The sequence below is a fragment of the Pseudomonas subflava genome (genome assembly GCF_023823685.1).
Lineage (GTDB): Bacteria > Pseudomonadota > Gammaproteobacteria > Pseudomonadales > Pseudomonadaceae > Aquipseudomonas > Aquipseudomonas subflava.
Window position 1 is genome coordinate 670,726 of record NZ_JAMXBF010000003.1, and the last position, 20,989, is coordinate 691,714.

A 20,989-nucleotide genomic window follows, 5' to 3' on the forward strand; every position below is an offset into this window, starting at 1 on the left:
CCGCTAGGGTCGCTCTCCACGACGAACAAGGATGTTTTACCGATGAAGCGATGGCAGTGGATTGTTCTGACGATCCTGTTGCTCCTGGTGGCGCTGGTAGGCCTGTTGCTGCATGACGAGCCGCTCGATCCCCAGGCCCAGGCCTGGCTGGAGCCTCCGGCGGTCGGCGCTGAAAGCGCCGCTTACTACCAACTGATGGGGCTGGATGCCGGCGCGGGTCAGGACCCGCAAGTGGTCGGCCGCGCGCGGCTCCAGGCCCACCGGCAGTGGCGGACGGCCCATCGATTCGATGATCTGCTGACGGCTGCCGCCGTCGAGCGTATCGAGTTGCCCCGCGAGCCGTTGTGCATGTTCGGCGAGCCGGATTGCCTGCCGCGCTTGCGCGGCGATCGCGCGAGGCTGGCCGAGTTGGCGACGCGCCATGGCGAGCTGCTGCGGCGCTACGAGCACCTGCTGGCACTGAACGATTTCCGCAGCCTCAGTCAGCCGAGCATGGACGAGCCACTGGCCAATGCCGTCGCTCTGGATCACGCCAACCGTCTGCGCGCCGTTCAGGCCCTGGCGCTGGCGGAGGACGGTCGCGGCGCGGAGGCGCTGGCCCTGCTGCAGTGGGACGTCCACCTGCTGCGCCAGTGGTTGGCACGGGCCGACACTGTGATTCTAAAGATGTTGCTGGTGCGCCAGCTGGGCAGCCATCTCGACGCTCTCGCCGCGCTGTACCGCACCGGGTTGGTGCCGCGGCCCGAGACGCAGCCCGCGCTGAGCGAGGCGGAGCATTCACTGGAGGTGGCCATGCAGCGGGAGTTCGCCCTGGTGGGCGGCGGAATGCTGACCATGACTGATAATCCGCAAATGGCTGCCGCACTCAAAGGGCTGCTGCACCTGATGTACAAACCGCACATGACGGTGAACGATATGCTGCCGGACTATCGGCAAATCGCTGCCCGTTCGCACCTAGATGCCCCAACTTTCGCCCACACCTTGGAACGCTCTATGCGCGATACGCCGAGCCTTTGGCGCCGTGCTCGCAATCCCGTGGGCGGGATTCTCGGTGGGATCGCCATGCCCGACTTCAACCCATATTTGGCCCGCCTCCACGACCTGGATGCCAAGCTGGGGCTGTTCAATGCTCTGGGCCAGACCGTGCCGGAGGCCGACAGCCCCTATCGACCAGGCCACCAGGCGCGTTGGAACAACATGCGTCAGGCCTACTGTTTCAGCGGCCCACTGACCGACGGACTCTATGTACGCTGCCTTCCCTGGGCGCCACCGCCAGCCGGATAGCGGCTATGCTTGGCAGCGGGGCGCGCTAGTGTCCCGTCCACTCGCCTGCGGACAATTCCTTGCCCTCGACTCGCCATCAACAGAACACCGCGCGCCTGGCCCTGCTGGCCATGTGGCTGCTGCTGGCCGCGCCGCTGTTTTCCCAGGCGCTGGCCAGCATGGCGCCGACGCCGGCCTGGCTGAGCGAGATGACCTGCGGCGAGGGCGAGCATCATGGAGCGGCGGCGCCGGATCACGCGCCGTGGGCCCAGTGCGGCTACTGCACCCTGCTGCTGTCCAGCCCGGCGCTGGCCGGCGCGCCGCCGGGCCTTACCGGCGCGGCGAGCTTCGCCGACCTGGCGCCGATCACGCAAATACCCGTCGCCCTCGGCGAATCCATCGTCCGCCACGACGCGCCGCCGCGCGCACCGCCGCTGCCGCCTGCTGTCTGATTCCACCACCGGGCCGCAGAGCCCGCCGATCCGACCGTTGCGGAGCCTCCACGTGAGCAAGCCATCCTTCTACAACCTGGCCTGGCGCTGGCATTTCTATGCCGGGCTGTTCGTCATTCCCTTCCTGATCCTGTTGTCGCTGACCGGCATCGTCTACCTGTTCAAGCCGCAGCTCGACGCGCTGATGTACCCCGAGCTGCTCAACGTGCAGCCGGCCGGCACGCCGCTGTCCGCGGACCAGCAGCTGGCACGTCTGCAGCAAGCGTTGCCGCAGGCCCAGGTCAGCCAGTACCTGCCGCCGGTCGACGGCGAGCGCAGCGCGCAGTTCGTCGCCCAACTCGACGGGCGCAAGACCAACCTGTTCCTCGACCCTTACAGCGGCGCGTTGCTCGGCCAGCAGGATGCGGCGAACAACCTGCAGGCCATCGCCCGCGCCCTGCACGGCGAGCTGATGATTGGCCCGCTCGGCGACCGCCTGATCGAGCTGGCGGCAGGCTGGGGCATCGTCCTGGTGGTGTCCGGCGTGTACCTCTGGTGGCCGCGTGGCCAGGGTGGCGCCGGCGTGCTGTGGCCGCGGCTGTCGGCGCGCGGGCGCCTGCTGTGGCGCGACCTGCACGCGGTCACCGGCTTCTGGGGCAGCGCGGTGCTGCTGTTCATGCTGCTCACCGGCATGACCTGGACCGGCTTCTGGGGCGCCCAGTTCGCCGGCGCCTGGAACCATTTCCCGGCGGCCATGTGGGACGCCGTGCCGCAGTCCGATCAGCAGGCGCGCAGCCTCAACACCGCCTCGGGCCAGACCGTGGCCTGGGCGGTGGAGAACACGCCGCTGCCGCAGTCCGATCCGCACGCCGCGCACAAGGGCCACGGCGCCGCGCCGGCACCGGCGTCGGCTGAGCGCATCGGCCTGCAGCAGGTGGTCGACACGGCCAGCCGGCTCGCCGTGCATCCGGGCTACAGCATCACCTTCCCGGCGGACGAGAAGGGCGTGTTCACCATCGCCATCTTCGCCGACGATCCGCGCGACGACGCCACCCTGCACCTCGACCAGTACAGCGGCAAGGTGCTGGCGGACATCCGCTGGGACGATTACGGCGTGGTGGCGCGGGCGGTGGAGAGTGGGGTAATGCTGCACGAGGGCAAGATGTTCGGCCTGGCCAACCAGTTGCTGATGCTGGCGGTGTGTCTGCTGATCCTGCTGGCCTCGATCAGCGCGCTGGTGATGTGGTGGAAGCGCCGGCCCCAGGGCCGCCTAGGCGTGCCGCCCTTGCGCCACGACCTGCCGCTGTGGAAGGGCGGGATGGCGATCATGTTCGGCCTGGGCCTGCTGTTCCCGCTGGTCGGTGCCTCGCTGCTGCTGGCGCTGGCGCTGGACTGGCTCGGCCAGCGTCTGGCCCGGCGCGAGGCCGGCGCTGCCGCGGGCTGAGTGCGCGCCCGTGGAGGCGCGCGGGGTACTTAGCCCTCGTCGGCCAGGGACTGGTAGCGCTGCTCCAGTTCCTGGCGGATGGTGCGGCGCTTCTGCGCCAGGGCGTAGCGGCGTTTCTCGTCCGGGCCTTCGGGTTGCAGCGGCGGTACCGGCGTCGGCTGACCGCGTTCGTCCACGGCGACCATGGTGAAGAAGCAGCTGTTGGTGTGGCGCACCGAGCGCTCGCGGATGTTCTCGGTGACTACCTTGATGCCGATCTCCATCGACGTGCGCCCGGTGTAGTTCACCGCGGCGAGGAAGGTGACCAGTTCGCCGACGTGGACCGGCTGGCGGAAGATCACCTGGTCCACCGACAGGGTCACCACGTAGCAGCCGGCGTAGCGGGCGGCGCAGGCATAGGCGACCTCGTCGAGGTACTTGAGCAGGGTGCCGCCGTGCACGTTGCCGGAGAAGTTGGCCATGTCCGGGGTCATCAGCACGGTCATGGAGAGTTTGCTGGTTGCGAGTTCCATCGTCTGTCTCATAGGCAGTTTCTAGGGCGCTGGCGATGCAGTCCTGCGGGGTCTGCTTGTTGTTATAGGTGCTGCCTGTGTACTTCGCGTTGCCAGCGCCGGGGCCATGCAACTTTGTGGCCGTCGCCGGCAGCGTCGCGGCGAAGCCGTTAAGCTGGGGCTCTTTGGCCAAGGAGTCAGTCATGCGGTTCCATCTGTTTCCCTTGCTGCTGCTGCCTTTCGGGGCGGTCTGCACCGCCGCGCAGCAGAGCTGCGACAGCCCGGCCGCCTGCAACCAGGCTGGCACCGCCGCGTATCAGGCGGGGCGCTTTGCCGAGGCCATCGAGGCCTTCGGACTCCAGTTGCACCACGCCGAGTTGGCGGAGAATCGCGTAGCCCAGGAGCTGGCGCTGAACAACCTGATGCTGGCCAACCTCAAGGCCGGTCGTACCGGGATGGCGCGCGCCTGGCTGCAGCTGGCGCTGCGTGACGGTTTCGACGGTGCCGCCACCCGCCACAACCTGGCCAAGGTCGGCGAGCAGGACCTGTCCGCCCTGGCCGGCACGGTAGAGGGCGAATATCGGCGTTACGCCGGCCAGGGGACCTGGAGCACGCTGGAAATCCGCCGCGAGGGTGACGGCTACCGTGCTGTGTTCGGGCCGATCCGCGCCGGCCGCGATGTTCGGGAATGGGGCCCGGCCGCCATCGGCGAGCTGGAAGGCCGGCTGCGCGGCGGCGGTGACTATTTCGAGCTGCAGGACGCCGGCCTGGCGGCTGAGTGCAAAGTGCAGCTGCTGCGCGACGGCCTGCGCCTGCAGGTGCAGGAAGTGTTCGCCGAGCCGTGCCAGCAATACGGCGGCGCCGGCATCAGCGTGGGCGGTGAGTACTTCAAGGTCGACGCGCCCTAGGGCGCATCTGCCTGCCAGCGCTTGCGCGCGTGCAGGTAGGCGGCGAGGTCGGCGTAGCCGAGCTGCTCGGCGATCTGGCTGCGGTTCAGGCCTTGCAGCTGCAGGCTCTGCTCCAGCTCGGCACGAACCGCGTCGAGCACCTCGCGAAAGCCCAGCCCCTCCTCCTGCAGGCGCCGACGCAGGGTACGCGGGCTCTGGTGCAGGGCCTGGGCGGCGACCTCCAGGCTGGGCGTGCGTGCATGGCGCAGGTCGCTGCGCACACGCTCGGCAACCTTGGCGGCCCAGCCGCTGAGCTGCTGCAGCTGGGCCAGGCGCCGCTCCAGGCCTTCACAGAGCAGCTCCTCGAGCACCGCATGGTGTTGCCGCATCGGCAGCGCCAGGTGCCGGTCCTCGAGGAACAGGCGGTTGTGCGCGGCGCCGAAGCGCGTCTGGCCGAACCAGCGGGCGTACTCGGCATGGTAGGCCGGGCGGGCGTGGCGGAATTCGGCGTGCAGCGGCGGCAGCGCATCACCGGCGCCCTGGCGCAGCACGCCGATGGCCATCACCGAATAGTGTTCGACCAGGCAGCGCTCCAGCTCCGGCGGGGCGTCGATGCACAGGTCGATGATCCAGCGCTCGCCGTCGTGCTGCAGCCGCACCTGCTCCATGTCCGAGGCCAGCCGCGCATAGCGCTGCCAGTGTTGCAGCGCCGTGCCAACGGTGGCGCTGGCCTGGGCCAGGTGCAGCAGCACGTGCCACTCGGCCGGCTGGAAGGCGGCGAACAGGTGCAGGCCGATGGCCGGGTCCGACTCGGCCGCCTGCAGCCACAGCTGTTCCAGCCGCACCAGGTTGTATTGCTGCAGTGGCTGGTGCTGGTGCAGGTAACGTTGCAGCACCCGGCCGAGGGCGCCGCGGTGCATACGCTGGGTGGCCGGCGGTTTGGCCGCTTCGGGCAGATCGTTGTCCGTTTCGCGCATGGTGGCTGTGAGCTGGCTGGCGTCTGATGAGGGCAACCCGGAAGACCGGGATTTCCAACAAGAGGTTGCCATGAACCCCAGTTCCCTCGCCAATAACCCGATTGCCGTGGTGTCCCTGATATTCCTCGGATTCACCCTGCTGGAGCTGGCCGTCGGCTGCTTCCGCCAGCCGCGCGGGCAGCGCCGCGACGTGCTGATCGAGGTGATCGGCTCCAGCCTGCTGCTCGCCGCGACTTTTCCGCTGATCATGTTCCTCGCCGACTTCGCCCTCGGCGCGCTGGCGCCGCAGTGGCGCGACGCCCTGGCCGGGCTGCCCTTCGTCGCCGGCTTCGCGCTGTTCCTGCTGCTGGACGACATGACCCAGTACTGGTGGCATCGCCTCAGCCACCAGGTGCCGTTCCTCTACAGCCTGCACCGCGCGCACCACTCGGCGCCGTACATGAGCATCCGCATCGTCTACCGCAACAACAGCTTCTACTACCTGCTGATGCCCGGCATCTGGCTGTCCGCCACGCTGATCTACCTGGGCCTGGCGCCGGTCTACTACGTCTACCTGATCATCAAAATGTGCGTGATCTTCGGCGCCCACAGCAGCGTGGCCTGGGACGAGAAGCTCTACCGCATCCCGGCCCTGCGTCCGCTGATGTGGCTGCTCGAGCGCACCATCTCCACCCCGTCGACCCATTCCGCCCACCACGGCCTGAATGCCGACGATGGCGTGACCCACTACAAGGGCAACTACGGCAACCTGCTGTTCTTCTGGGACGTGCTGTTCGGCACGGCCAAGATCACCCGCCGCCGCCCCGCGCAGTACGGCATCGAGGACATGGCGCCGGTGAGCTGGCAGAGCGAGCTGTTCTGGCCGCTGGTACGTGCGCCCAAGGCCGAGCCCGAGCAACACGCAGCACCAAAGGAGCTGGCCCGATGAGCCTGAATATCGTCCTGGTCGCCGGCTCCAGCCGCGCCGACAGCCAGACCGCCAAGGTCGCCCGTTATCTGGCCGCGCGTCTGCAACAGCGCGACGTGCAGACGCGGATCGTCGACCTGGGGTGCAGCGCCCTGCCGCTGTGGCCGGCGGAGGATGGCCACGATCACTGGCCGGCCATGGCCGAGCGCCTGCGCAGCGCGGATGCGCTGGTGGTGCTCAGCCCGGAGTGGAACGGCATGGCCAGCCCGGCGCTGAAGAACTTCTTCCTCTACGCCGGGCGCGCTGAGTTGGCGCACAAGGCGGCGCTGCTGGTGGGAGTTTCATCGGGGCAGGGCGGCGCCTATCCGCTGTCCGAGCTGCGCGCCTCCAGCTACAAGAATTGCCGCATCTGTTTCATCCCCGAGCAACTGATCGTGCGCCAGGTGGAGGCGGTGCTGAACGGCGAGACGGCCGCGGATGCCGACGACCAGCGCATCCGCGCGCGGGCCGACTGGGCCATGGACGTGCTGCTGGAGTACGCCGAGGCGCTGCGCGGCCTGTCCCAGCGCATCGACTGGAGCGAGCCGCAGTTCGGCAATGGCATGTGAGACGAGCCGGCGCGCCAGGTGCGGGTACGGGCTTGAGGGAGCGGCGGTGGAAAATGCTGCGCAGTTTTCCACCCTACACAAGCGCTCCAGGGTGGATTGCACGAGCCGTCAGACGTGGGTCAGCGAGTGGGGTGGGTAACGGCGTAGCCTTACCCACCGCAGGCCGGATCAGGCGTGAGTCAGGTACCAGCGCCAGTCCTGCTCGCCGACCTCGCCCATGAACTGGCGGAACTCGGCCCACTTGATCGCCAGGAACACCTCCAGGAAGTCCGCGCCCAGTGCCTCCCTGGCCCAGCTCGACTGCTCCAGGTTGCGCAGCGCGGTCAGCCAGTCGGTGGGCAGGGTCTCGCGGGCCTGCTCGTAGCCGTTGCCGACGATGGCTTCGCCCGGATCGATCTGGTTCTTGATGCCGTGGTGGATGCCGGCGAGGATCGCCGCCGCCGCCAGGTACGGGTTGGCGTCGGCGCCGCAGATGCGGTGCTCCACATGCCGGCTCTTGGCCGGGCCGCCCGGCACGCGGAACGACACGGTGCGGTTGTTCACCCCCCAGCTCTTGGCCAGCGGCGCGTAGCTGTTGGCCTGGAAGCGGCGGAAGGAATTGGCGTTGGGGCAGAAGATCGCCAGGGCGTCGTTGAGCGTGGCCATCATCCCGCCGATCGCCTGTTTCAGCAGCGGCGTGCCGTGAGGATCTTCCGAAGCCATCAGGTTGTTGCCTGCGGCGTCCGCCAGGCTGACGTGCATGTGCAGGCCGCTGCCGGCCAGATCGCCAAATGGCTTGGCCATAAAGCAGGCTTGTAACCCATGTTTATTGGCCACGCCCTTGACCAGGCGCTTGTAGCGCACGCCTTCGTCGACCGCCTGCAGGGCGTCGAAGCGGTGCTCCAGGGTCAGCTCGACCTGGCCCGGCGCGTATTCGGAGATCGCCGTGCGCACCGGCAGGCCCTGCACTTGGCAGGCGGCGTAGAGGTCGTCGAGGAACGGCTGCAGCTGCTCCAGTTCGTACACGCCATACACCTGCGGTGCCTGCGGGCGCACGCCGTTGGCCTGCAGCGCCGGCTGCGGGCGCCCGTTGGCGTCGCGCTGCTTGTCCAGCAGATAGAATTCCAGCTCCACCGCCATTACCGGGTGGTAGCCGTCGGCCTTGAGCGCGTCGATGGCGCGCACCAGCACATGCCGCGGGTCGGCCGGACTGGCCGGCAGGCCCCGGGTCGGGTGCATGCTGACCTGCAGCTGGCCGGTGGGCACCGTGCGCCAGGGTTGCAGGGTCAGGCTGCCAGGGATCGGGTAGGTCCAGCAGTCGGCGTCTGCCACTTCCCAGACCAGGCCGCTCTCTTCGACGTCCTCGCCCTGGATGGTCAGTGCCAGGATCGAACTGGGCAGCGGCCGGCCGTTCTCGTAGATGGCCAGCAGCTCGTCGCGGTGCAGCAGCTTGCCGCGCGGGATGCCGTTGGCGTCGATCAGCATCAGCTCGATGCTGCGCACTTCCGGGTGCTGTTCGAGGAAGTCGCGGGCTTCCTGGGGATTGGCGAATTGCATGGATACCTCATGGCGTTCCGTGACGCGTGATCTGTAGCCCGGATGCAATCCGGGATAGTCCTCCCCGGATTGCATCCGGGCTACCGGCTTTGTTGTCTCCCCGCTCCACTTGTGGGAGAGGGTCCGGGGAGAGGGCGTTAAAGCCGAGCGCCGGGGATGGCCAGCAGCTCGGTGAGGGCCTGATCCAGCATGCCGATCAGCTGGTCCACATCCTCCGCCGTGGTGCTCGGGCAGCACAGGGTCATGTTGTGGAACGGGGTGATCAGGATGCCGCGGTTGATCAGGTACAGGTGCAGGGCCATCTGCAGCTCGTCGTGGAAGGCCGCCTCGGCCTCGGCGCCGGTCTTCGGCGACACCGGGCAGAACTGGAATTCGCTGCGCGCGCCCAGCTCGGTCACCGACCACTTCAGGTCGTGCTTGCCGATCAGGGCGCGGAAGCCGTCGGCCAGGCGCTTGGCCAGCGGCAGCATGTGCGCGTAGGCGGCTGGGGTCATCACCTGCTCCAGGTTGGCGCGCATGCAGTGCATGGCCAGGGCGTTGGCCGAAAGCGTGGTGCCCATGCCGCTGTGACCGTGGCCATGGCTGCCTTCGCTGGCGCGCTTGCGCGACTCGGTCATGGCCTCGGCCATTTGCGCGCTGCAGCCGAAGATGCCGCAGGGCACGCCGCCGGCGATTGGCTTGCCGACCACGAAGAAGTCCGGGTCGAGGTCCCACAGCTGGGTGCAACCGCCGATATCGGTGGAGATGGTGTGGGTCTCGTCGATGATCAGCAGCGCGCCGTATTTACGGGTCAGCTCCCGGCATTTCTGCATAAAGCCCGGCTCGGGCAGGACCATGCCGATATTGGTCATCGCCGGCTCGCAGAGCAGGGCGCAGACGTCGCCCTGGGCCAGCGCGGCTTCCAGCGCCTCGACATCGTTGAACGGGATCGAGCGGCTGTACTCGGTCAGGTCGTAGGCCTGGCCGACCAGGCCGGAGCGCGGCACGGTTTCGCCGTCGCGGTAGCGCACCATCACGTCGTCGACGGTGCCGTGGTAGCAGCCGTCGAACACCAGCAGAGTCTTGCGCTGGGTGATCGCCCGGGCCCAGCGCAGCACGTAGCGGTTGGAGTCGGTGGCGGTGGCGGTGACCTGCCAGAACGGCAGGCCGAAGCGCGCGGCCAGCAGCTCGCCGCAGACCACCGCGTCCTCACCCGGCAGCATGGTGGTCAGACCATTGTTGCCCTGTTCGGCGATGGCGCGGGCGATGGGGTCCGGCGAGTGGCCGAACATGGTGCCGGTGTCGCCCAGGCAGAAGTCGATGTACTCGTGGCCGTCGACGTCATAGAAGCGCGCGCCCTTGGCCCGCTCGACGAACAGCGGCACCGGGGTCGACCAGTCGGCCATCCAGTGCATCGGCACCCCGCCGTAGAGGGAGTTGCGCGCCCGCTCGGCCAGGGCCACCGACTTCGGATTGCGCTCGATGAAGCGCTCGCGCTCGCGGGCGGCGAAGGTCTCCACGGCGGACGGGCTGATACCACTGGCAGTCATGTTGCACACCTCGTTCGAATTTCCGCACATGCTATTTTGTGATCACAGAAATAGCAATGAGTGGTTTAATGGCCTCATAAAAGAGCTTTTAAACCGATCATGTGATCACAAAAGACAAGGTGCTTCTCTATGCGTGACTGCTCCCTGACCCTCAGCCAGCTCCCCGCGCCACCATTGGGACGCTGAAACCATGGCCGACAATCTGCAAGAAACGCTCTACCAACGTATCCGCGAAAGCCTGCTCGAAGGGCGCTTCCAGCCCGGCGAGCGCCTGAAGATCCGCGACCTCGCCGCCCAGTGGGGTACCAGTCCGATGCCGGTGCGCGCCGCATTGCAGCGGCTGGTCGCCGAGGGCGCTCTGGAGGGCGAGCCGCAGCGCTCGGTGCGCGTGCCGGCGATGACCCGCGAGCGCTACCAGAACATCTTTCAGGTGCGCCTGTGCCTCGAGGGCCTGGCCGTGGAGCTGGCCACGCCCAACCTGACCCCCGCCGACATGGCCGAGCTGCGCGACTGCGTGCAGCGCATGGACCTGGCCATCGAGCAGCGCCAGGTGCAGGACTACCTGGAGGCCAACAGCCGCTTCCACCTGCGCCTCTACGGCGCCTGCGGCAATCCGATCCTGCTGCGCTCGATCGAGTCGCTGTGGCTGCAGATCGGCCCGTTCTTCAATCGGCTGTTCACCGGCGCCGACCTCTCGCTGCGGCTCAACGACTTCCACGAAGAAGCCTTCGCCGCCTTCGAGGCCGGGGACGCCAAGGGCGCGCGCCACGCCATGGAGCAGGACCTGATCTACTTCGCCCGCTTCCTCCTCAACCTCCTGGAGCTGGAAGGTCGGCAGGCGCGCGGCCGCTGAAAAGCGGTGAGCCGATGGCGACCGATCGCGGCGCTATCGGCTCAGTTAGCTCCTTTTGGCAGCGCTATCCCGAATCAATATAAGGCTGGCTTGGTCCTCGTCGGCCGCCTGTACTAGCGTCCCTGATGTGCCTGGCCCCGTGCGGGACCGCACCGGGCATGGACGTCTCCGGCCGTGGCCCCATGCTCCGAGAAGAACAACAAGACGAGGACATGCCGATGAAGACTGCCCGGTTGGCCTGCTGCGTCAGCGCGGCGGCGTTGATCACCGCCACCCCTGCCCACGCCGAGCTCGGTGACTACGGTTTCTGGAAGACCCTGCTCAACCTCAGCGCGCCCCCGCTGGCGGACAACCCGGTCACGCCCGAACAGGGCCTCGGCCCGTATCCGCTACTGAACAATCCGGGTGGTTTCAACGCGGGCTTCAAGCCCGGCAACTACTACGGCTGGCAGGCCATCCAGCTGGCGCCGCAGACCGGCGCGGTGTGCGGCAACGGCTCGCCCTACAAGTTCTTCGTCAACCGCGTGCCGAACACCAGCAACACCATCATCTATCTGGAGGGCGGCGGCGCCTGCTGGGACTACGCCAGCTGCACCGGGCAGACCGGCATCCGCGGCGCGCGCAACCCGGACGGCATTCCCGACGACTACATGAGCCTGCTCAACCCCGGCGCCAGCCTGGTCAGCCCGCTGGTGGTGCGCCTGCACCCCTGGACGCGGACCAAGACGCAGAACTGGAACATGGTCTACGTGCCCTATTGCACCGGCGACATCTACACCGGCGACCGGGTCGCGGTGTACGACGACCCGCAGGGTCAGCAACCGCCGCTGGTGTGGCACCACAACGGCCTGCGCAATACCCGCGCCGTGGTCGCCTGGCTGAAGAACAACCTGCCGCGCCCGGCGCAGCTGCTCACCACCGGTTGCAGCGCCGGCGGTGCCGGCAGCCTGACCAACTACGCGAGCATCCGCCAGGACATCGCCCCGACTCGCGGCTTTCTGCTCGACGATTCCGGCCCGGTGTTCAGCGCGCCACCCGGCAGCGATATCGGCCAGTACCCGTCGCGGCCGCTGCAGGATCACATCCGCGCGGTCTGGGGGCTCAACGACGGCATCGTGCCCTACCTGCAGAGCCGTCTGCCGGGGCTGGACGCGGCCGATCTCGGCAGCCTGTACACGGCGCTGTCGAGCAACCTGCCGGGCGACCGCCTGGGCCACACGCACTTCTGGCAGGACCTCAACTACTCGTCCTACTCCTACGAACGCTTCCACCCGGACATCGTCAACGCCCCCGACGCGGCGACCAAGGAGGCGCTGATCCATGCCAAGTGGGCGGTGGACACCGGCCGCCTGCGCGACCAGCTGAGCAACCTGAGCAATTTCGGCGGCTACTTCCCGCAGTACCGGGCGGTGAACGAGAGCCACTGCACCAGCATCATCGAGTTCGCCAACTCGGATATCCAGGAGCAGAACCTGCAGCTGGAGCACTTCGTCGACAACCTGCTGAACGGCAGCGGCGCGGTGCTTTCGGCCTCGGAAAGCAGCGACGCGGCGGACAAGGCCAAGCCGTTCAACCTGCTCTACTACATCCTCGACCAACTGCTGTGAAAGTCCGCCCACGATCTGCCGCGTGCCGGCCAAAGGGCTGTGGAGGCGGTCCGGGACGCGGCGTCTCGGAATGCTCATTTACTTGCGTGAACTGCGCTTCCTCGGCCACCTCGGTCACCCTGTGTCTCTAGCTCGCGAGGTGAGCAGACTCTCTGGCTACTGGTACGCCTGCTCCCGCGCCTCCTGCAGGCGCTGGCGCAGGTACTGGTCGCGACTGAGGCCGTCGGGAATGCTGTCCAGCGCCATAACCTCCTCGACGATGCGTTTCTCGTCAGACTTGTACTGCGAGAAGCGCGCATCGGGAGTCTTGTTGCGCGCTTCGCGCGCCTGGCTGAGCGCCTGATAGCGGGCGACCAGGGCGTCGGCCCGGGCCTTCTGCGCCGCCTCGTCGCCACCTTCGGCCTGGGCCAGGCCGATCTGCAGTAACAACGCCTCGCTCAGCGCCAGTTCGCCGGCCGCCTCGCGCCGGTCAATCTCCTTGGCCAGGGCCTCCGCGCGCTGGCGGCGCTGCGCCTCGTCGAGGTCGGCGGAGGTGTTGATGAAGCTCTGGTAGTCGGCGCCGAACTGCAGGCGGGCCCGGTAGCCCTGCACGGCGGGATCGTTCAGCAGCGCCTGGCGGGCGGCGGGATCGAGCGGGGCGGGGTTGCCGTTCGCGGCGCCGGTGTTTGCCAGCGGAGCCGATGGCGCGGGCGCATCGGCGGGCGTGCGCCCGGAGCCGGCCAGACCGAGCCACAGGCCGCCACCGACGGTGAGGATGGCGAGGCCGCCGACGAGCAGGCGGGTCTTCATGCTGGCCATGTTCCGGTCTCCGAAGTCAGGTGACTCCAGTTAAGACCAAGCGAGCCCTGGCACCAAACGCCTCAGTCCGGATGTGCCGGCACCTGCGCAGGCCAGTCCTTGCGGCGCAGGCCCAGGTGTGGCAGCCAGTCCGCAGGTATTTCTGGTACCGCCTGGTGCGGCCAGTTGGCAGCCCCGCAGCGTTTCTCGAACGTTCGCGCCAGACGCAGCCAGGTGCGACAGGCGTCCTCGCCGCCATGCCCAGGCTGTTCTCCAGGCGCACCCATTGCAGGGCGGGCTGGTGCAGGTCGTCTGCATCGCGCAGGCAGCGGCTGAAGTCCCTGCCGTCGATGGCGGCATAGGGCGAGGTCACTTCGCGCGCCTATTCCGCCGTGCGGATCATGCCGCCGATCAACAGCCCGCTAAGCACGAAGGCCAGAAGGAAGACGCCGAAGAAGAGCATGATCGCCACCTGGACCAGGCGCTGCAGGACTCGGGGTGGCAGGTTGTCGAGGACGCCGCCCTCGGGCGAAGGGACGGGGCTCAGCTCTCCAGCCAGACGTCGCGGCACCAGTGCCAGACCGAGTCCCAGCTCTCGTCGGTCAGCTCGCCCTCGTCGCCGTCCCACAGCCAGACGGTGCCTTCCACGTCCACCGCGTAATAGTCGCGGCCATCCTGGCACAGCGGCACCAGGTCGCGCGGCAGGCCGCGGTCCCAGGCCACCGAGGCGACTTCCGGCAGGTAGGTGTGCGAGTGCGGGTCGCTGGCGGTGACCGGCTCCAGGCGGCCGTAGACCACGTCGCTGACCTTGAGCAGGTATTCGCGCAGTTCGAACGGCAGGTGGATGAGGATCTGCTCCTGAATCTCCACCAGGGTTTCCTCTTCCGGCAGCTCCAGCGGCACCGGTACCGGCTCGTTGAGTTCGCGCAGCTGATCGATGACTTCTTCCACGGTGCGTCTCCTGGCAAAGCGGATTCGGCTAGAGGGTAGCCGATCGGAGGCGCGTTTTACCCTGTGCGGCGGCCAAGGGGAAGTAGCCCGGATGCAATCCGGGGGCGGAGTTGCCGGCTTTCCCGGATTGCATCCGGGCTACGACCTCGAGCTGCCAGGCTGCAGAAGCGAGACCATGTCCGTCTTCAAACAGAAAACCCGGGCGAGCCCGGGTTTCGTTGGTGCAGAGCGGCGTTACATCAAGCGCTTGCCGTCCTCGCGGGTGACCACCACGGTGGCCGAGCGCGGGCGCCGGCCGGGGCCGTCCGGCCAGGTGCTGAGCAGGTTGCTGGCGGTGGAGCCTTCGCCCGGGTGCTGGATGTTGACGAACAGCGTGCGGAAGTCCGGCGTGGCGCTGATGCCGGTGACCTCGGCGCCGAAGGGGCCGACCAGAAAGCGCTTGATCTGGCCGCTGCGCGGGTCGGCCACCAGCATCTGGTTGTGGCCGAACGGGCCGCTGGCCAGCTGGCTGCCGCTCATGTCGGTCTGGATCCAAAGGCGGCCGTCCGGGTCGAACCACAGGCCGTCCGGGCTGGCCAGGATGTTGTGCTCGTCGAGCGCCGCGCCGTTCGGGCTGCGGCTGTCGCCCTGCGGGCCGGCGAGCAGGAAGATGTCCCAGCGGAACTGCCGGCCGGCGTGGTCGCGACGGTTCTCGCGCCAGCGGATGATGTGCCCGTACGGGTTGGCGGCGCGCGGGTTGGCGGCATCCGCCTCGGTGCGCGAGCTGTTGTTGGTGAGGGTGAAGAAGACCTCGCCGTTGTCCGGGTTGACGGCGCCCCACTCGGGACGGTCCATCTTGGTGGCGCCGACGATGTCGGCGGCCAGGCGGGTGTTGATCAGCACTTCGCCCTGGTCGGCGAAGCTCACCCCGGCCTTGCGGCAGGCGGCGCGGAACGCGCGGTCGCGCAGGTCCAGGGCCAGCCATTCGCCACGACCATCCGGGTTGAAGCGTGCGACGTAGAGCGTGCCGTCGTCGAGCAGGCGGCTGGGGTGGCGCAGCAGCGGCAGGTACTTGCCGCGGCTGACGTACTTGTAGATGTACTCGTTCTGCGAGTCGTCGCCGGAGTAGCACACCAGCGGCCGGCCAGGGCGGGTCGGCGCGAAGACCAGGCCCTCGTGGGCGAAGCGGCCGAGGGCGCTGTGCTTGACCGGCGTGGAGTTCGGGTCGAACGGGTCGATCTCGACGATCCAGCCGAAGTGGTTGGGCTCGTTGCGATAGTCGCCGCTGGCGTCGCCGGCCTTGCGGGTGGCGTCGAAGCGCTGGAATTCGTCGCCGGGCAGGGTATCCCAGCCGAAGCGGCTGCTGCTGCGCAGGCCGTAGCGCTGCAGTTCGCGCGGCAGCGCGGTGTCGCGCGTGGCGAAGTAGCCGGCCCAGTTCTCCTCGCAGGTCAGGTAGGTGCCCCAGGGCGTGAAGCCGTTGGCGCAGTTGTTCTGGGTGCCGCGGCTGGCGGTGCCGTCGGGGCTGTGGCGGGTGCGCAGCAGGGCGTGGCCGCGGGCCGGGCCGACCATCTGCATCGGCGTGGCGGCGGTGACGCGGCGGTTGAAGCGGCCCGGCACCACCTGCCAGTCGCCGAAACGGTCGCGGCGGATCTCGACGATGGTCACGCCGTGGGCGTTGATTTCCTTGCGCACTTCCTCGGCCACGGTGCGCTTGCCGTCCACCACGGTCGGGCCGTTGGGGTGCAGCAGCGGCGCGTCGATGTACTCGTTGTTGAACACCAGCAGGCCGTGGTTGGAATAACGGCCGCCACCGCGACGCCCGTCGATGGGGAAGAAGTGCATGCCGTCGTGGTGCATGCCGACCTGCTCGGCCTGGTCCTGGGCGCTGTTGCTGGCGTCCTCCAGGAAGGCCGGGAAGCGCCCACTGATCGGCGTGCCCCACGGCAGGATCACGCTGGCACGGTAGCCTTCGGGCACGGTGATGGCGTCGGCACGGCTCACCGGCACCGCCTCGAAGGGCAGGCGGTTGCGCGGACGCCAGCCGTGCCGGGCACCGCGTTCGACGCCACGTTCGGCGGCCTCGACGGCCTGCGGCAGCACGCCGAGGAAGCCGAGCGCGCCCACCGCCGCGCCGCCGGCGAGAATCTGCCGGCGGCGCTGGTCGATCAGCTCGCTCATGTGCGGGTTGGCGGAATGGTTGCTGGGGAGTTCATCGCCGCTGCCAAAGAGCACGGCGTTCTGGTCATCGAGGCTCACGGTTCGGTTCCTTCTGCTGAGGATGCGACGGAGCATTGACGCTATCGAGCAAAGGAGACGAAATGATGACGCTTGCGTGGCGGGACGACGAGTTGCGAGCGGGTTAACGTTTTTGCCGGCGCCGCTCGGCCGAGCCGCTCATCAGGCGGGCATCGAGCAGGGCGTGATGGGGCACCTCGGCCTCGTCCAGGTCGCGCAGCAGCGCGGCATCCTCGCGGCTACGCACGTGCGCCGGCAGCTCTTCAAGCAGGTCCAGCAACAGTGGCCAGTCCCAGTCCAGCGCGTCGCTGACGATCTCCACTGCGGCATAGCCGGCGAGGAAATCGCCCAGGGCCCGGGCGGCATCGGCGCGGTTGCGGCCGTGGCGCGGCAGGTCCAGCTGCGGCAGGACGATGCGCTGGACGAATTCGGAGCAGTCGAACGGGCTCCAGCCGTCGTTCAGCTCGACGTAGAACTCGGCGCCGCTGGGGTCGACCAGGGCCAGGCTGATCAGCCTGCGCTCGGCGGTCAGGTGGGTGAATTCGGTATCGAGGAAGAGGGTCTGCATCGTCGTGTCCATTCGCCAGTCCATCGCCACTCTAGCAGCCGACCGGGCATGAAAAACCCGGGACGTGCCCGGGTTCTTCGCAGCGCAAGGGATCAGCCGTTCTGGCGGATACCGGCGACCAGCCACGGCTGGTTGTCGCCATTGACGCGCTCCATGCGCCAGCTCTCGCTGAAGGCGTCGCCCTGGTCGAAGCGCGAGGTCTTGGCCACGCCGCGGAAGGTCAGGGTGGCCACGGTCTTGTCGGCCAGCTCGTCGATGCCGTCCAGCTGCACGCTGAGGTCGTCGATGTAGGTGGACTGGTAGCCCTCGCCCATGCTGGCGCGTTCCTCCTTGAGGAAGCTGAGCATCTGCGGGGTGACGAACTCGGCGATCTTGTCCATCTCCGCAGCGTCCCAGTGCTGCTGCAGGGCCAGGAAGTGGGTGCGGCCGGCCTCAATGAAGCGCTGCTCGTCGAACCACGCCGGAGCGTTGATGGCGGTTGCGGCGGCCGGTGCGGCGCTGCCGAAGATCGGCGCCTGCTGCTGCGGCATCTTGCGCTGCATGCCGCCGGCCACGGCCGGGCGACCCTGCTGCTGGCGACGGGAGGCGAACAGCTTGAAGATGACGAAGGCGATCAGGCCCAGGATCAGGAAGTCGAACAGCTGGAAGCCCTCGAAGCCGTCACCCATGAACATGGAGGCGAGCAGGCCACCGGCGGCGATGCCGGCCAGCGGGCCGAGCCAGCGCGAGGCACCGCTGGCGGCTGCCGGGCGAGCCGCACCGGCTGCGCTGTTGGCGGCGGCCGGCTGGTTGGCCTTGGGCGCTTCCATCTGGCGGGTCTGGTGGGTCGGCGCGGAGCCGAAGGACTTGCCGCCGCCCATGCGCTTGGCGGCGCTGGCGTCGAGGCTGAGGGTCAGACCCAGGCACAGGGCCAGGGTGATGCTGAGAAAACGCTGCATGTGGGGTAATCCCGCTGAGGTTGTGGTTCGCGCGTCATGCTGCCGCAGTGTTGGGACCCTGGCCAGCCGCAGAATGTTTCCGGATTTATGTACCGCCCCAGGGTGGGCCGCACGGCGCCGGATCGCGTGTGCGCATGGCGCCCTACGCGCGCAGCAGCCAGCCCAGTGGCCCGCGGCGCAGCTGGCGGCGTAGCAGGGCACGCAGATCGGCGTCGTCCCGGTCCGGGTTGCGCAGCCAGTGCACGAAGGTGCGCAGGAGCACGGCGCTGAGCAGGCTCTCCTCGGCCACCCGCGACAGGTGCAGGTTCTGCCGCCGCGCCGCCTCGCGCCACCACTGCACGGTGCGGCTGACCCGCAGCAGCGCGCCGGCCTGCAGGTGGAGGTGCCCGAGTTCCAGCTTGTACAGCAGCATCTGCCCGGTCAGCGCGCGGTGCGCGGCCATCCCGCCGAGCCAGGCGACCAGCAGCTCCTCCAGGCGCTTGGCCGGGCTCAGCGCGGCCAGGTCGGGGCTGCCGGCGCGCTCGAACAGCGCGCGGTCGGCCCGATCCAGCCAGGCCTCGACCAGATCGTCCTTCTGTCCGTAGTGGCGGGCGATGGCGCCCAGATCGCAGTTCAGCGCCGCGGCCACATCGTGCAGGTGCAGTCGCTCCCAGCCGCAGGCTTCGGCCAGGTCGAGGGCGGTATCGAGGATCTTGTCGGCAGATGGCGTCGAGCGGGGCATGCGCAGTACCTCCGCTCGACAGTATGGCCAGCCAGGACGGCGACTCGGCGCGGCCTGACCGGCGGCGACTACACCGCTTCCAGCTTGGCGTAGGCCAGCATCAGCCACTTGCTGCCTTCGCCGGCGAAGTTGACCTGCACCCGCGCCTGGGCGCCGCTGCCTTCGAAGTTGAGAATCACGCCCTCGCCGAACAGGCTGTGGCGCACGGCCTGGCCGAGACTGAAAGGCGTCTCCGGCACGGCGGCGCCGCTGAACATGGAGCCGCCGCTCATGGTCGTGCTCGGCGCCGAGTAGGGCCGGCTGACGCTGTTGGACAGGCGCACTTCCTGGATCAGCAGTGGCGGGATCTCGCGGACGAAGCGCGAGACCTTGTTGTAGGTCTCGCTGCCGTACAGGCGGCGGGTCTCGGCGTAGGTCAGCACCAGCTGCTGCATGGCGCGGGTAACGCCGACGTAGGCCAGGCGGCGCTCCTCTTCGAGACGGCCGGGCTCTTCCAGGCTCATCTTGTGCGGGAACAGGCCTTCTTCCATTCCGACCAGGAACACCAGCGGGAACTCGAGGCCCTTGGCGCTGTGCAGGGTCATCAGCTGCACGCAGTCCTCATGCTCCTCGGCCTGGGTGTCGCCGGCCTCCAGCGAGGCGTGGGTGAGGAAGGCGGCCAGGGGCGACAGTTCGTCGTCCTCGGTGTTCTCGAAGTTGCGCGCGGCGCTGACCAGTTCCTCCAGGTTCTCCACCCGCGCCTGGCCCTTCTCGCCCTTCTCGGCCTGGTGCCAGGCGATCAGCCCGCTCTGCTCGATGACGGTCTGGGTCATCAGGTGCAGCGGCATGTCCAGCATCTTGGCGCTCAGGTTCTCGATCAGCTCGACGAAGCCGGCCAGCGCGCCGGCGGCGCGGCCGGGCAGGGCCTTGGCGGCGATTAGCTGCTGCATGGCCGCCCACATCGACAGGTCGGCGTGGCGGGCGTGCTCGCGGATCGCCTCGACGGTCTTCTCGCCCACGCCGCGGGTCGGCACGTTGATCACCCGCTCCAGCGCGGCGTCGTTGTGGCGGCCGTCGAGCAGGCGCAGGTAGGCCACGGCGTTCTTGATCTCGGCGCGCTCGAAGAAGCGCTGGCCGCCGTAGATGCGATAGGGGATTCGTTCGCGCAGCAGGGCCTCTTCCAGCACCCGCGACTGGGCGTTGGAGCGGTAGAGGATGGCGATCTCGCTGCGCTTGAGGCCGTCCTTGCGCAGGGCCGCCTCGATCGACTCGACCACGTAGCGGGCCTCGTCGTGCTCGTTGAAGCCGGCGTACAGGCTGATCGGCTCGCCGTCGCTGCCGTCGGTCCACAGCTCCTTGCCGAGGCGCCCGTTGTTGTTGGCGATCAGGGCGTTGGCGGCCTTGAGGATGCCGGCGGTGGAGCGGTAGTTCTGCTCCAGGCGGATCAGCTGGGTGTCGGCGAAGTCGCTGGAGAACTGCTGGATGTTCTCGATCCGCGCGCCGCGCCAGCCGTAGATCGACTGATCGTCGTCGCCGACCACCATCAGGCTCTCGCCACCCTTGGCCAGCAGGCGCAGCCAGGCGTACTGCACCGCGTTGGTGTCCTGGAACTCGTCCACCAGGATGTGGCGGAAGCGCTTCTGGTAGTGGGCCAGCAGGTCGGGCTTGTCGCGCCACAGGTCGAGGGCGCGCAGCAGCAGCTCGGCGAAGTCGATAACCCCGGCGCGGGCGCAGGCGGCCTCGTAGGCTTCGTAGATCTTCAGCATAGTGGCGAGGAACAGGTCGCCGCCGGGCTGGATGTTCTTCGGCCGCATGCCCTCGTCTTTCTGCCCGTTGATGAACCACTGGGCCTGCTTGGCCGGCCAGCGCTGTTCGTCCAGTCCGAGGTCGCGGATCACCCGTTTGACCAGGCGCTGCTGGTCGTCGGAGTCGAGGATCTGGAAGTTCTCCGCCAGGCCGGCCTCGCGCCAGTGGGCGCGGAGCAGGCGGTGGGCCAGGCCGTGGAAGGTGCCGACCCACATACCGCTGGGGCTCAGGCCGAGCATCTGTTCGATGCGCTGGCGCATCTCGGCCGCGGCCTTGTTGGTGAAGGTCACCGACAGGATCGAATACGGCGAGGCGTTGAGAAACTGGATCAGGAAAGAGATGCGGTGCACCAGCACGCGGGTCTTGCCCGAGCCGGCGCCGGCCAGCACCAGTTGGCGGCCGAGGGGCGCGGCCACGGCCTGGCACTGCGCATCGTTGAGGGAAGCGAGGAGAAGTTCGGGGTCGAGACGGGCGGGATCGTTTTGCATCGCGGCATTCTACG

20 protein-coding genes are annotated in these 20,989 nt (G+C 68.3%); 8 read left to right on the plus strand and 12 right to left on the minus strand.

Going from position 1 to position 20,989, the window contains the following annotated elements; genetic code table 11:
* Positions 1-42 precede the first annotated feature (42 nt).
* The 3 genes from NF616_RS06555 to NF616_RS06565 are packed head-to-tail and all read left to right on the plus strand — an operon-like array spanning position 43 to position 3,138.
* Positions 43-1,284 carry a hypothetical protein gene (locus tag NF616_RS06555; protein WP_252272440.1) on the plus strand — a complete coding sequence of 414 codons (1,242 nt, stop codon included), beginning with the start codon at positions 43-45 and terminating at the stop codon, positions 1,282-1,284.
* A 59-nt stretch (positions 1,285-1,343) separates the two neighbouring features.
* Positions 1,344-1,715 (plus strand): DUF2946 family protein, encoded by a 372-nt coding sequence (locus NF616_RS06560; RefSeq protein WP_252272441.1) that lies wholly within the window; start codon positions 1,344-1,346, stop codon positions 1,713-1,715.
* A 52-nt stretch (positions 1,716-1,767) separates the two neighbouring features.
* Positions 1,768-3,138, plus strand: a complete 1,371-nt coding sequence (locus tag NF616_RS06565; protein ID WP_252272442.1) for a PepSY-associated TM helix domain-containing protein — start codon at positions 1,768-1,770, stop codon at positions 3,136-3,138.
* 29 nt (positions 3,139-3,167) lie between these two features.
* On the opposite strand, the gene NF616_RS06570 is transcribed toward NF616_RS06565, so the two are convergent.
* Entirely contained in the window at positions 3,168-3,650 is a 483-nt protein-coding gene (locus NF616_RS06570) for an acyl-CoA thioesterase (protein WP_252272443.1), read from the minus strand.
* A 182-nt stretch (positions 3,651-3,832) separates the two neighbouring features.
* Between NF616_RS06570 and NF616_RS06575 the strand changes: the two genes are divergently transcribed.
* Entirely contained in the window at positions 3,833-4,537 is a 705-nt protein-coding gene (locus NF616_RS06575; RefSeq protein ID WP_252272444.1) for a tetratricopeptide repeat protein, read from the plus strand.
* On the opposite strand, the gene NF616_RS06580 is transcribed toward NF616_RS06575, so the two are convergent.
* On the minus strand, positions 4,534-5,493 hold the full coding sequence (locus tag NF616_RS06580) for an AraC family transcriptional regulator ligand-binding domain-containing protein (protein WP_252272445.1): 960 nt from the start codon (positions 5,491-5,493) through the stop codon (positions 4,534-4,536). The two genes, NF616_RS06575 and NF616_RS06580, sit on opposite strands and share 4 nt — an antisense overlap.
* A 70-nt stretch (positions 5,494-5,563) precedes the next feature.
* Between NF616_RS06580 and NF616_RS06585 the strand changes: the two genes are divergently transcribed.
* Together NF616_RS06585 and NF616_RS06590 are read left to right on the plus strand one after the other, a co-directional pair.
* On the plus strand, positions 5,564-6,421 hold the full coding sequence (locus tag NF616_RS06585; protein WP_252272446.1) for a sterol desaturase family protein: 858 nt from the start codon (positions 5,564-5,566) through the stop codon (positions 6,419-6,421).
* Positions 6,418-7,008: an NADPH-dependent FMN reductase gene (locus NF616_RS06590; protein ID WP_252272447.1), complete on the plus strand. Its 591-nt coding sequence runs from the start codon at positions 6,418-6,420 to the stop codon at positions 7,006-7,008. The genes NF616_RS06585 and NF616_RS06590 overlap by 4 nt, the downstream gene beginning before the upstream one ends.
* A gap of 168 nt (positions 7,009-7,176) precedes the next feature.
* Here NF616_RS06590 and NF616_RS06595 read toward each other — a convergent pair whose 3' ends face one another.
* Together NF616_RS06595 and NF616_RS06600 are read right to left on the minus strand one after the other, a co-directional pair.
* Complete coding sequence (locus NF616_RS06595) at positions 7,177-8,544, minus strand: glutamine synthetase family protein (RefSeq protein ID WP_252272448.1); 1,368 nt, start codon at positions 8,542-8,544, stop codon at positions 7,177-7,179.
* Positions 8,545-8,681: 137 nt separating this feature from the next.
* Positions 8,682-10,073, minus strand: a complete 1,392-nt coding sequence (locus tag NF616_RS06600) for an aspartate aminotransferase family protein (RefSeq protein ID WP_252272449.1) — start codon at positions 10,071-10,073, stop codon at positions 8,682-8,684.
* A gap of 190 nt (positions 10,074-10,263) precedes the next feature.
* On the opposite strand from NF616_RS06600, the gene NF616_RS06605 reads away from it, so the two are divergent.
* Positions 10,264-10,926, plus strand: coding sequence for a GntR family transcriptional regulator (locus NF616_RS06605; protein ID WP_252272450.1), 663 nt, complete (start codon positions 10,264-10,266; stop codon positions 10,924-10,926).
* 218 nt (positions 10,927-11,144) lie between these two features.
* Positions 11,145-12,533, plus strand: a complete 1,389-nt coding sequence (locus NF616_RS06610; RefSeq protein WP_252272451.1) for a pectinacetylesterase family protein — start codon at positions 11,145-11,147, stop codon at positions 12,531-12,533.
* Positions 12,534-12,689: 156 nt separating this feature from the next.
* Here NF616_RS06610 and NF616_RS06615 read toward each other — a convergent pair whose 3' ends face one another.
* From NF616_RS06615 to uvrD, 8 genes are all read right to left on the minus strand, one after another.
* Entirely contained in the window at positions 12,690-13,331 is a 642-nt protein-coding gene (locus tag NF616_RS06615) for a hypothetical protein (RefSeq protein WP_252272452.1), read from the minus strand.
* Between the two features lie 361 nt (positions 13,332-13,692).
* Positions 13,693-13,881: a hypothetical protein gene (locus NF616_RS06620; RefSeq protein ID WP_252272453.1), complete on the minus strand. Its 189-nt coding sequence runs from the start codon at positions 13,879-13,881 to the stop codon at positions 13,693-13,695.
* Positions 13,854-14,261 carry an SMI1/KNR4 family protein gene (locus tag NF616_RS06625; protein WP_021702397.1) on the minus strand — a complete coding sequence of 136 codons (408 nt, stop codon included), beginning with the start codon at positions 14,259-14,261 and terminating at the stop codon, positions 13,854-13,856. The genes NF616_RS06620 and NF616_RS06625 overlap by 28 nt, the downstream gene beginning before the upstream one ends.
* 234 nt (positions 14,262-14,495) lie before the next feature.
* Entirely contained in the window at positions 14,496-16,496 is a 2,001-nt protein-coding gene (locus NF616_RS06630; protein WP_252272454.1) for a PhoX family protein, read from the minus strand.
* 103 nt (positions 16,497-16,599) lie between these two features.
* Positions 16,600-17,043: a hypothetical protein gene (locus NF616_RS06635; protein WP_252272455.1), complete on the minus strand. Its 444-nt coding sequence runs from the start codon at positions 17,041-17,043 to the stop codon at positions 16,600-16,602.
* A gap of 92 nt (positions 17,044-17,135) precedes the next feature.
* Positions 17,136-17,981, minus strand: coding sequence for a Tim44 domain-containing protein (locus NF616_RS06640; protein WP_252272456.1), 846 nt, complete (start codon positions 17,979-17,981; stop codon positions 17,136-17,138).
* Between the two features lie 142 nt (positions 17,982-18,123).
* Complete coding sequence (locus NF616_RS06645) at positions 18,124-18,702, minus strand: TetR/AcrR family transcriptional regulator (RefSeq protein ID WP_252272457.1); 579 nt, start codon at positions 18,700-18,702, stop codon at positions 18,124-18,126.
* Positions 18,703-18,770: 68 nt separating this feature from the next.
* Positions 18,771-20,975, minus strand: coding sequence for a DNA helicase II (gene uvrD, locus NF616_RS06650; protein ID WP_252272458.1), 2,205 nt, complete (start codon positions 20,973-20,975; stop codon positions 18,771-18,773).
* Positions 20,976-20,989: the final 14 nt, after the last annotated feature.